This is a genomic window from Vibrio sp. ABH4_348, assembly GCF_056159765.1.
Genome location: NZ_JBSWVW010000001.1, coordinates 2454104 through 2465922, shown reverse-complemented (window position 1 = coordinate 2465922; position 11819 = coordinate 2454104). Strand labels below are relative to the sequence as shown.

The following is an 11819-nucleotide window of genomic DNA, read 5'->3' as shown; positions in this document are numbered from 1 at the left end:
ATCGCATGCAGCTTAGTGCAATCGCCAAATTGGATTTTCGTTTTTCATATTGGTGTTTGAGTCACCGATTTACCCCTTCCCTCGCCAAAGCGAGTAAAGCGGTATCCCATACTGGTGATGGACACCTTTATGTCATCATTGCGATATTAGCCTGGCTGTTTACGGGTCAAACTGGCTATTGGTTTGTGTTGGCTGGGTTATTGGCGTTTTTAATCGAGCTACCCATTTATTGGCTAGGAAAAAACTACTTTAAACGCCGTCGTCCACAAGCGTTATCAAGCTTACTGCCTTGTTATATCACCCCCTCCGATCAATACAGCTTGCCGTCAGGCCATACTGCGGCTGCTTTTTTGATGGCCACACTCATCGTCGAGTTTTTTCCACCTCTCGCGTTACCCGCTTATCTATGGGCTAGTGCAATCGGTGCTTCCCGTGTTCAGTTAGGCGTTCATTTTCTTAGTGATGTTCTGATCGGTGCATTGCTAGGAATGTCATGCAGTCTCTATGCAATTTCAATTGTATCTAAGTTGAGTTAATAAGATGAAAATACTCTATGGAGTACAAGCTACAGGTAATGGTCACATTGCCAGAGCGCGAGCCATGTGCGCGGCATTTAAGCAACGTCAAATGGATGTTGATTATCTTTTTTCGGGGCGTTGCCAAGACAAATATTTTTCGATGGATGATTTTGGCAATTATCAAACACGCCGTGGTTTGACGTTTAGTACTCATCAAGGACAGGTGGACTTTAAGCAGACTTTGCGTAACAACAATCTGTGGCAGTTTGCTAAAGAGGTTCGAGCGCTGGATCTATCAGATTACGACCTGGTGATAAACGATTTTGAACCTGTGTCCGCTTGGGCTGCAAAAAAACAGGGTAAGACCTGTATCAGTATCAGCCATCAAAACGCATTTCGGTATGCCGTGCCACTCCATGGTGCAAGCTGGCTGGATAAAAGCATTGTGAAGTATTTTGCACCGGCCGATGTTCACATCGGATTGCATTGGTATCACTTTGAACAACCGATATTGCCACCCATTGTGCATACCTTGCAGCACGAAACAGATCTGCAACCTTTCGTTTTGGTTTATTTGCCATTTGAAAGTATGGAAGACATCACGGATTTGTTGATTCGTTTTAATCGACATAAGTTTGTCTGTTTCCATCCGGATGCTATGGAAACTAGAGAACTGGAAAATCTCGAATTTCGACCTTTGAGTCACAGTGAATTCCAAGAGTGTTTACATTCATGTAGTGGGGTGATCGCTAATGGTGGATTTGAACTGCCATCTGAAGCATTGTCACTGGGTAAAAAATTGTTGTTAAAACCATTGGCAGGACAATTTGAGCAGTTGAGTAACGTGGCTACCTTGGAATTTTTGGGACTTGCTTATTCGATGGAGCAGCTCGATACCGGAGCAGTGCGTCATTGGCTAAATGAACAGCAAGCAGAGAAGGTTGAGTATCCAGATGTGGCGTCAACGTTAGCGGATTGGGTGTCAGAAGGGAACTGGCACAACCAAGAGGTGATGCACTCAAATTTGTGGGATAAGGTGAGTTTTCCAAGCTACGCCAGTGTGAGTTGAACACTACTAACTTTGCTCAAAATTTAGCGACACATTCGCGGATTCTATATTCGGCCCCACGCTAGCCGCTTAGTTTATGTTATCGATTGCGTGAATGTGATCTTCTGAGTGTGAATGAGAAATCATTGATATATATATGCTACTGGTCATGCCAGTAAACAACGTTTTTGAGCTGGAATTGGTGGTTTAGAAGTTTTTAGAAGTATTTTAACTTATTGTTATTATTGGTTTTAATATTGGTTGGTCTAAAAAAACTTATTATTTATCGATTAGGTTGAAGCGACTCATCTTTTTGGTTGATAGTCTGCCCGAACGGATTCACCGATCAAATCAATGTCAGTGTGTAGGAAAGCATCAAGCGATGTTGACGAATTCTGAAGGCAGTGAAAATGAATAAAAATGAAAGCAATCCGATTCCAGACTATAGAATGGAACGTGTTTTAAGAGGCGTAGACTTAAACTTACTTACTGTATTTGATGCAGTAATGCGTGAGCAAAATATTACCCGTGCCGCTCAGCACTTGAATATGTCTCAGCCTGCGGTCAGTAATGCCGTTTCCAGACTTAAAGTGATGTTTGCTGATGAGCTCTTTGTGCGCCAAGGTCGTGGAATTCAACCCACTCCGAGAGCAAGACAAATGTATGGCACTATTCGCCAAGCTCTGCAATTGATAAGAAATGAACTGCCAACTGCGACATTTAACCCTGCGACCTCATCTCGCATGTTTAAAGTGGCCTTTGGTAACCAAAATGATATGCGCTTCCTGCCATCTTTGCTTGCTGCTGGTGGAGAATGTGCAACAAACATCAATATTCAAGCTGAAGCGAATATTGATGAAGAAACGGCGAAAAAACTGTGTTTTCAGGATTTGGATTGTGTCGTTGATTACACCAAATTCGAAGCACCTAACTATAAAAGTGTTGAGCTGTTTTCTGATGAATTGGTTGTCGTTGCAGCCAAGTCGCACCCGAGAGTCCAACAAGACATTTCACTAGAGCAACTCAGTGATGAGAAACACGCTAAGCTAGCCCCTATTGATGGCTTGCATACGGTATCACAGGTTGCTTACAGTCAACTGTCGGCGCAGGTAAATTATCAAGGCTCGAGTTTGAGTAATTTACTTTACGTGGTCAGCCAATCTGAGTTGCTTTCAATTGTTCCTCGTTGGGTTGCTATGCACAATGCTACGGCTGCTGAGTTACAGATTATTGAACTGCCGTTGAAAGATAAGAAAGTAAGTGGTTACTTATCTTGGCACGATTCATGTGAAAAGGACAACGGTCACCGTTGGTTTAGAGAACTTGTCGATGATGTATGTCGATCTGTGGTAAGCAAAGAATCGCTCTAGATCTAGTTAAGTTGCTCAGTATTTCAATGCCGGCCTTGTTGCCGGCATTTTTGTAAATGAATTCTTACTAATTGGTTAGCCGATAAGGGCGCAGAAAGTTGCTATCTACAGAGTACGCAGTAAACTTGGTCGAATAAATAGCTTACATGTGTAAGCCAAACTAGTGACTATGTTATGACAGATACTCAATTTCATATTGTGTCTTGCGTGCGCAAACGTATCGCGCAAGGCAAACAAAAAGCGGCATTAAAGCACAAAGTTGGTCAGGAATGGCAAGCGATCAGTTGGCAAGAATTTGGGCAACAGGCTGATGCAATATCCAAGGCTCTTATTGCTCATGGAATTGGAGTCCAAGACAAAGTCGCGATTTATTCAAACAACACGCCGCGCTGGACTATCGCCGATCTGGCGATCATGCAATCTCGCGCTGTCGGAGTGCCGATTTACCCAACCAATACGGCGGCACAATCTGCATTTATTTTAGATAACGCTGATGTGAAGGTGCTTTTTGTTGGTGAAGAAGCACAACTCAACGCGGCATTGGTAATTCTAGATAAATGCCCGAAGTTGGAAAAAATCGTGGTGATGGACGATTCGCTAGAATTCATTCCTCACCCAGCAGTTATCTCTTGGAATGATTTTGCCAATGCGGGTACAGAAGCAAGTAAAGCGGAATTGGACGAGCGATTAAACTCACTTCGTTTAGATGATTTGTTCACCTTGATTTATACCTCAGGTACAACAGGCCAACCGAAAGGGGTAATGCTAGATTACGCCAACATCGCTGCGCAGTTGGATGGTCACGATAGACGATTGGATTTATCAGAAAATGATGTGTCTTTGAGTTTCCTACCACTCTCACATGTATTTGAACGTGCCTGGACCGCTTATGTGCTTTACAAAGGCGCCACCAATGTCTATCTCGCCGATACTCTGTTAGTGAGAGAAGCGTTGGCAGAAGTGAAACCGACGGTAATGTGTGCGGTGCCTCGTTTCTACGAAAAGGTATTTTCAGCGATTCATGAAAAAGTGTCTCGTGCGCCAATCCATCGTAAGGCTATCTTTACTTGGGCTGTAAACATGGGGGCAAAAATTGCCGACCACAAACAAAAGCAAACAGAACCCTCTTGGCTTTTACAACGCAGCCACAAACTCGCGAATAAGCTGGTTCTAAGTAAATTGCGTGCTTTATTGGGCGGTAACATTAACTTTATGCCTTGTGGTGGTGCCAAACTTGATGAAACTATTGGTCGTTTTTTCCATGCGATTGGCATCAACGTCAAGCTGGGGTATGGCATGACGGAAACCACAGCGACGGTTTCGTGTTGGGCAGATCCGGCGTTTGACCCAGATTCTATCGGTACCACTATGCCGGGAGCTGAAGTTAAAATCGGTGACAATAACGAGATCTTAGTGCGTGGACCTATGGTGATGCGCGGTTATTACAAACTACCAGAAGAAACCGCGGCGACCTTTGATGAAGAAGGTTTCTTGAAAACCGGTGACGCGGGTAAAATTGACGAAGCTGGTAATGTGTTTATCACAGACCGTATCAAGGAATTGATGAAAACGTCCGGTGGTAAGTACATCGCGCCGCAAATGATCGAAGGGGCAATTGGTAAAGATCACTTCATCGAGCAAATTGCAGTCATTGCTGATACGCGCAAATTTGTATCTGCTTTGATTGTTCCTTGTTTCGATAGTTTGGAAGAGTACGCCAAAGAGCTCAATATCAAATACCAAGACAGAATTGAACTGATCAAACACCATCAGGTGGTTGAGATGTTGGAGTCGCGTGTAAACCAATTGCAAGACGAGTTGGCAAAGTTTGAGCAAGTGAAGCGTTTCAAGCTTCTACCAAAAGCATTTTCCATGGAAGAAGGCGAGCTAACGCCAACGTTGAAGTTGCGTCGTAAAGTCATCAACGAACGCTACCAAGATGAAATCGAAGATATGTATAAAGAGAGCGTGAAGAAATAATCTGTGCCAACGCTGTGAAGAAAAAGCATCTCAATGAGGTGCTTTTTTTATTCTCTTTTTTTGGGGTTGCTTTGGATAAATCACCAACAACTTACGCCAATATGGAGAACAATATTGCGTTTTTGGGCTTGTATAGCCTTATTGATAAAACTCAGACTTCGGTTCATTAGACCAACTGCATATTACAGGTTACATTGTATCTCGATTGAGCAAAGTTATGACCTTGCTCAAACATAGCCGAAAGGGAATACATTTCGAATTGGGCTACAAATAAGACCTAGACTATGTACTGCTTGAATCGCAATTGACCTTATTGCGAGTCGAGTAAGGAGAACAATATGGCAGCAATGTTATCTGGCGCGGAGATGGTCGTCCATTCTCTGATCGCCGAAGGCGTACAACAAATCTTCGGATATCCTGGTGGTTCAGTATTGGATATCTATGATGCCCTTCACCAAGAAAGCGACAAAATCAAACACGTATTAGTACGACACGAGCAGGCCGCAACGCATATGGCGGATGGATATGCACGCGCCACGGGTAAGCCTGGGGTTGTACTAGTATGTTCTGGTCCTGGCGCAACCAATACGGTTACCGGTATTGCTACCGCGTATATGGATTCCATTCCAATGATCGTTATCTCTGGCAATGTTCCCAACAGTTTGATTGGTAACGATGCGTTCCAAGAGTGTGACATTGTTGGGGTTTCAAGACCTATCGTAAAACACAGTTTCTTAGTAAAGCGCGCCGAAGACATTCCTGAAGTGATGAAGAAAGCGTTTTATATCTCGACCACGGGTCGCCCAGGACCTGTACTGATTGATTTGCCGAAGGATGTTATGAATCCTTTGAACAAACTGCCCTACGAGTATCCTGAAACCATTAGTATGCGCTCTTATAAGCCAACAACATCTGGACACAAAGGCCAGATTAAGAAAGCGCTAAAAGCGTTAGTTGAAGCGAAAAAGCCAGTACTTTATATCGGTGGCGGTGCGATTATTTCTGAAGCCTACGAGCGCATCACATCTCTTGCGGAGCAATTAGATTTACCGGTTGTCAGTACACTGATGGGGCTGGGGGCCTTCCCTGGTACTCATAAAAATGCCTTGGGTATGCTTGGCATGCACGGTCAGTATGAAGCCAATATGGCCATGCACAATGCCGATTTGATATTTGGTGTCGGGGTCCGATTTGACGATCGAACCACCAATAACTTGGAAAAATACTGTCCAAATGCCAAGGTCATGCATATTGATATCGATCCTTCATCGATCTCGAAAAACGTGAAAGTGGATTTGCCGATCGTGGGTTCTGCCGAAAAGGTGTTGGATACCATGTTAAAGCTGCTAGAAGAGCAGCAACTAAAGAACGACAAAGAAGCTTTAGCAAGCTGGTGGCAAGATATTGAAGGTTGGAAAAAGCGGGATTGCTTGGCATACGAAAAATCGCCTGAGCGTATCAAGCCGCAACAGGTGATTGAAACCCTGCACAAAGTGACCAATGGGGATGCTTTTGTTGCGTCAGATGTGGGGCAACACCAAATGTTTGCCGCCTTGTACTACCCATTTAACAAGCCGCGTCGTTGGATCAACTCTGGTGGTCTAGGCACGATGGGCTTTGGTTTCCCTGCGGGTTTGGGAGTGAAATTTGCCTTCCCTGATGAAGAGGTTGTGGTTGTTACCGGTGATGGCAGTATTCAAATGAATATTCAAGAGCTATCAACGGCATTGCAATATGGTATTCCGGTTAAGATCATTAACTTGAACAACCGATTCCTTGGTATGGTAAAGCAATGGCAAGACATCATTTACGAAGGCCGACACTCTAATTCTTACATGAGTTCGGTACCCGATTTCGCAGCGATTGCAGAAGCTTATGGGCACGTTGGCATTCGTATTTCAACGCCAGATGAGCTGGAATCCGGCTTGCAAAAAGCGCTCGATATGAAAGATCGACTGGTATTTGTTGATATCAACGTTGATGAAACTGAGCATGTTTACCCAATGCAGATTAAAGGCGAGGGTATGGATAAAATGTGGCTAAGCAAAACGGAGCGTACTTAATATGAGAAGAATTCTTTCTGTGTTAATGGAAAACCAATCTGGTGCGCTTTCTCGAGTCGTTGGCCTGTTTTCCCAACGAGGCTATAACATCGAATCGTTGACGGTATCACCCACTGACGATGCGACGCTCTCACGTCTTAATATCACGACCAAAACAGATGAGATGCAACTTGAGCAAATCCAAAAACAACTTCATAAGTTAATCGACGTACTGAAAGTTCAAGAAGTGACAGAGTTTGAACACATCGAACGCGAATTGATGATGGTGAAATTACGCGCAAGTGGCACAGCACGAGCAGAAGTAAAGCGCACAGCGGATATCTTTCGCGGTCAAATCGTTGATGTTACAGCAAGTCAGTATACCGTTCAGTTGGCGGGTAACAGTGAAAAACTGGATGCCTTTATTGCCGCAGTGTCAGAATCTACGGAAGTCATAGAAGTCGCTCGAAGTGGGGTGGTTGGCATTGTCCGCGGTGAGCGCGCGCTAAAACCCTAGATTGAAGTTGTCTCAATAAAAAAACCGAAGCCAATGCTTCGGTTTTTTATTAAGCTAAACAATGAGTTTGGCGTGGTAATGGTCGAAATTACGAATCAAGAGTTGTCACTCTGAAGGTACGAATTTCAAATGGTTTTAAAGTAAACGAGGTTGACGTCACCGTTTTGCGTTCACTTCCAGCGATGGTTTCCGTTTCAATCAAGTTACATTCATCGATATCCACCACCTGATTGAAGTTGAGAGCAACCGAAGACATTGTGCCTTTTTCTTCCACTACTCGAACAATACGCTGATTAGTCTTATGCGCTTTTTTTATCGCACTAATCTGCGCACAGTCGCTGTCTATTTCTACCGTAAAGTCCGACTTCACTTGGCACAAACCCTCGAAGATCTCAGGCTGTACGTTTAAGCTCCATGCCTGCTGCTGAACATCGGATTGATGCAAAGCGTCGCAGTGTGGCAATAAACTATAGGTAAATTCGTGATCGCCGATATCACAATCTGGATCCGGATAATTAGGTGAGCGAAGCAAATTTAATTCAATGACATTGCCATCGACTTTGTAGCCATACTTACAATCGTTGAGAACAGCAACACCATAATTGGCCTCAGACAAGTCTGCAAACTTATGCGCACACACTTCAAATTGCGCGCTTTCCCATGAGGTATTACTGTGGTTTGCTCGTTGCGTATAACCAAATTGGATATCGAAATTGGCTTTGGCCCCCGCAAGTTCTAACGGGAATGTCACTCTCAACATCCGGTGCTTCTCTTGCCATGCTACTTGAGTGTGGAAGTCCAAACGCTTACTGAATGGTGACAGTGAAACAATCTGCTTAATACTTGAGTTGGACACCTGATATTTCAGTTCAAGGCTTGGTGATCCCGTTTGAGTTTCAACCCGTTTAACGGAAATACAGTCTGCCTGTGCCATCCATTGATCTTGATAAAACTGATCCACATCCCATGCATCCCAACTGTTTGGTCTGTCTAGGAATAAATTAAGGGCGTTAGCAGGAGTCGATATTAGTTCGCGGCAGGCTTCTTTGTCCCACGCACTTATCAGTTGTCCTTGCTGATCAAACTGGTAGCGAATCACCGCATTTTCTAACAGCAGTGGCGCTTGATTTGTCTCTCGCTGCTTTGATTGATCCTTGCCTTTGAGTTCCAAGGTCAACCAACTTAGGGCTGGCATGGATAACCAGATCCCTGTTTTGGTTCCTTGAACAATGACCGAATATTCTTGTCCCAAATGATCAACAAACAGTGAGTTCTGATATTTACCATCCAATTCGACCCAACCTAAAAATTCGCAAGTTAAGCTGTTGTATAAGCTGATTCCTTGATGGTTTTGAGTGAGCAACAATTTACCCATATCTTGTATCAAGCCGTTCACTTTGTCCCATGCATCATCAAGTTGTTTGTGCGTGACCTTGTACACTTCGTTGATGCTCGAACCTGGAATGATGTCGTGGAACTGGTTGAGCATGACCACTTTCCATAAAGCATCCAGTTCTTGCTGTGGGTAAGATGCAATAGGAAGTTGGCTCGCTAAAATTTCCAACGATCTCAATTTATTTTCGAGCTGACGGTTGCGCAGTTTGACCTTTGCTTGGGACGTATACGTACCACGGTGCATCTCTAGGTAAAGTTCACCTTGCCAATGGGGTAGTCGGTCTCTTTGAGCTTCCAAACTTTGCAAGTAATTCTCAGCGGTGGTCAGTTTCACTTTAGGCGCACCCTCAAGATTTTTTTGTCTTAGACCACGTTCAATTTGCTCCTCTGTTGGTCCACCGCCACCATTACCAATACCGTAAAGCGACAGGTAACTCTCCGCGACCGCTTTTTCTTTAAAGCGTGCTTGTCCGGCATTTAAGCTGGAAGGCTTCAGGCTACAGTTGTAGTCATTCTCTGGCGGGAAGTGACTAAGTACGGAAGAGCCATCGATACCTTGCCAAATGAAGCTGTTGTATGGGAATTCATTAAATTGGTTCCACGAAATCTTTTGGGTGATGAAGTAGTCACAGCCAGATTTTGTCATGATCTGTGGCAGAGCCGCCGAGTAACCGAATACATCAGGCAACCATAAGTGATTCACATCGACGTCAAACTCGTCGAGGTAGTAGTGCTTGCCGTATAAGAATTGGCGCACCATGGACTCACCAGAGATCAAGTTACAGTCCGCTTCGATCCACATACCGCCTTGGCATTCCCAACGGCCTTCTTTAACTTGCTGTTTGATTTTGGAAAATAGGTCTGGGTAATACTCTTTGATAAATTCGTAATGTTGAGGTTGAGACGCACCAAACACGTAGTCTGGGTAACGATCCATCAGAGCGAGTTGGGTTGAAAATGAGCGCGCAGATTTTCTCACAGTTTCTTTAACCGGCCACAGCCAAGCTGTATCAAGATGAGCATGGCCAACGGCGTAGGCTGTCATATCGGAAGCATTGGCTGGTTGGTCGAATGTTTTGCCAAGAAGTTCGCGTGCAGCAGCGGTATTTTTCGGGTTCTCGGCATACAAGTTGATGGCATCATTGAGTGCCAAAATCAATCGGCTTCGTCTTACCGAATTACTATCAAGACTATTGGCAAGATCCAAAGCGACTTCCATATCAAGATACAAAGACCAGACCTCTTGATCCCAATTAATGGCACGTAGCTTTTTAATTTCACCACGATAAGAGCCATATCGACGTGGCATCTTATCTTCAGGATCTGGGTTTAAGTCGATGCCGCATAAACTATAAGCACCGCCTTCTAGCCAAAGTTTTACTGAGTCTCCAGCTTTGGCATTGGGGAGTCTGGCAATTTCGCGTCGGCCATCAACCACATACACACTATTGTTAGAAATACCTTGTAAGGCGTTGCCTTTGTCATCAAAAAGCAGACCTTCTGCATTGATGTCTAGTTCAAGGGCGATATCACCATCCCAATGTTGTGGAACTTCGAATTGCAATAAGAACCAAGCACTGTCCCAAGCTTCACCCCAAACTTGCCCTTCATTGACAGGGGTATATTCGAGCTCTAGATGAGATCCAAATGGAACCGCATCTTTGCAATGGGCCATTAATGTAGGGATTACTAAACTGTCTTTAATACGTTGGTTTTTTAAACGTTCAATAAAAGATTCAATACGTTTTAAGTAAACTTTTTCTTCGACTTGATGTTTGATCATAACTTGCGCTCAGTAAATTAAATGGGCGCTGTCAGAATTGGAATGAAATAAGAGGCGTGGAAATGATGCCTGTTAAAATAATAATAGGCAACATTAGAAATGAAAAATATTTACAGAACTAGTGATGGTAATTTTTCTTAAAATGTAGGTAAATCATAAAAATACGCCGATTTTAATAAATATAGCAAAATAACCAATTGCGTATTTTATATTTAATTCAATATGTTACTAGCTTGTTAAGGTGGCGAACTTTCGTTTGTGATCTTGCGCCATTGTCGAGTAAATCAAATCTTGTAAGATTGTCATGCTGTCAGACCAATTTGGTTTAGGCATGAGAATAAGAGCATTTACATGAGTAACGACCCATTTGTAACGTTAAAAGATAACCTGCTGAAGCCAATACAGATTCAGACAACTGATGTCATGGTGTTGGACCAACTAACACGCTTTGTTGCCGATGCGGGATTGATGGTAGGAGATAAACTACCAGCCGAAAGAGAACTTACAGAGAGATTAAAAGTTAGCCGTTCTACGGTTAGAGAGGCCCTGAAACGCTGGGAAGCGCTGGGCATTGTTGAGAGACGAAAAGGAAGTGGAACATTTCTCCGTTCTCCCATTGAAAAAGGCGATAGCTATTTATCTCTTAAGATAAAAAATGATGCAGAGCATATGTTGCATACGCTTGAAATTCGCCGCGTACTGGAAGTGCAGGCCTGCGCACTAGCGGCGACACGAGCGACAGAGGAACATATCGCGGACATTGAACAGAAGTTAATCGAGGTTGAGCGTACTCATAATGTTTATGGCGCAGCGGGTAACCAAGACTGGGAATTTCACTGTGCGATATATCGAGCGACGGAAAATCCGTTGTTTGAAACATTATTAGATGCGATGCAAGAAAGCTTTCATACTTTTTTTGAAGCACCGCCTGATTTGGCTTTTTCTAGTAGTTCATTCCAATTACATATTGATTTGTTTGAAGCGATTAAATCTCGAGAACCAGAGCTCGCGAGTCAAATAATAAACAATATATTGGATATTACAGAACGCGATTTAAAACAAATTTTAAAAAAATAATAAACCATAAAAAAGTAATCACTCTTTTGAGTGAGGGGTTTTTACACCTCAAATTTACCTAGTCCAAAAAAATAACACAGTGGTAAATA

General features: G+C 43.5%; 8 protein-coding genes. 7 read left to right on the top strand and 1 reads right to left on the bottom strand.

Annotated elements, in window-relative coordinates:
* Positions 1-5: 5 nt before the first annotated feature.
* The 6 genes from ACXAFJ_RS11250 (at position 6) to ilvN (ending at position 7475) form a co-directional block, all read left to right on the top strand.
* Positions 6-536: a phosphatase PAP2 family protein gene (locus tag ACXAFJ_RS11250; RefSeq protein ID WP_475323470.1), complete on the top strand. Its 531-nt coding sequence runs from the start codon at positions 6-8 to the stop codon at positions 534-536.
* Between the two features lie 4 nt (positions 537-540).
* Positions 541-1587, top strand: coding sequence for an MJ1255/VC2487 family glycosyltransferase (locus tag ACXAFJ_RS11245; RefSeq protein ID WP_475323469.1), 1047 nt, complete (start codon positions 541-543; stop codon positions 1585-1587).
* A 389-nt stretch (positions 1588-1976) separates the two neighbouring features.
* A complete protein-coding gene (gene leuO / locus ACXAFJ_RS11240; RefSeq protein ID WP_475323468.1) occupies positions 1977-2936 on the top strand; it encodes a transcriptional regulator LeuO in 960 nt (319 codons plus the stop codon).
* Between the two features lie 174 nt (positions 2937-3110).
* Positions 3111-4916, top strand: coding sequence for an AMP-dependent synthetase/ligase (locus ACXAFJ_RS11235; protein ID WP_475323466.1), 1806 nt, complete (start codon positions 3111-3113; stop codon positions 4914-4916).
* A 338-nt stretch (positions 4917-5254) separates the two neighbouring features.
* A complete protein-coding gene (locus tag ACXAFJ_RS11230) occupies positions 5255-6979 on the top strand; it encodes an acetolactate synthase 3 large subunit (protein WP_475323465.1) in 1725 nt (574 codons plus the stop codon).
* A 1-nt stretch (position 6980) separates the two neighbouring features.
* Positions 6981-7475, top strand: a complete 495-nt coding sequence (gene ilvN, locus ACXAFJ_RS11225) for an acetolactate synthase small subunit (RefSeq protein WP_475323464.1) — start codon at positions 6981-6983, stop codon at positions 7473-7475.
* An 88-nt stretch (positions 7476-7563) separates the two neighbouring features.
* On the opposite strand, the gene ACXAFJ_RS11220 is transcribed toward ilvN, so the two are convergent.
* Positions 7564-10653: an alpha-mannosidase gene (locus ACXAFJ_RS11220; protein ID WP_475323462.1), complete on the bottom strand. Its 3090-nt coding sequence runs from the start codon at positions 10651-10653 to the stop codon at positions 7564-7566.
* A gap of 351 nt (positions 10654-11004) precedes the next feature.
* Between ACXAFJ_RS11220 and ACXAFJ_RS11215 the strand changes: the two genes are divergently transcribed.
* The gene (locus ACXAFJ_RS11215; RefSeq protein ID WP_475323461.1) at positions 11005-11730 is read left to right on the top strand and encodes a FadR/GntR family transcriptional regulator; all 726 of its coding nucleotides are present in this window, start codon (positions 11005-11007) and stop codon (positions 11728-11730) included.
* Positions 11731-11819: the final 89 nt, after the last annotated feature.

Bases quoted from the DNA above. Each gene is read 5' to 3' on its own strand.
- ACXAFJ_RS11250 (WP_475323470.1), top strand. From the start codon at position 6: ATGCAGCTTAGTGCAATCGCCAAATTGGATTTTCGTTTTTCATATTGG.
- ACXAFJ_RS11245 (WP_475323469.1), top strand. From the start codon at position 541: ATGAAAATACTCTATGGAGTACAAGCTACAGGTAATGGTCACATTGCC.
- leuO (WP_475323468.1), top strand. From the start codon at position 1,977: ATGAATAAAAATGAAAGCAATCCGATTCCAGACTATAGAATGGAACGT.
- ACXAFJ_RS11235 (WP_475323466.1), top strand. From the start codon at position 3,111: ATGACAGATACTCAATTTCATATTGTGTCTTGCGTGCGCAAACGTATC.
- ACXAFJ_RS11230 (WP_475323465.1), top strand. From the start codon at position 5,255: ATGGCAGCAATGTTATCTGGCGCGGAGATGGTCGTCCATTCTCTGATC.
- ilvN (WP_475323464.1), top strand. From the start codon at position 6,981: ATGAGAAGAATTCTTTCTGTGTTAATGGAAAACCAATCTGGTGCGCTT.
- ACXAFJ_RS11220 (WP_475323462.1), bottom strand. From the start codon at position 10,653: ATGATCAAACATCAAGTCGAAGAAAAAGTTTACTTAAAACGTATTGAA.
- ACXAFJ_RS11215 (WP_475323461.1), top strand. From the start codon at position 11,005: ATGAGTAACGACCCATTTGTAACGTTAAAAGATAACCTGCTGAAGCCA.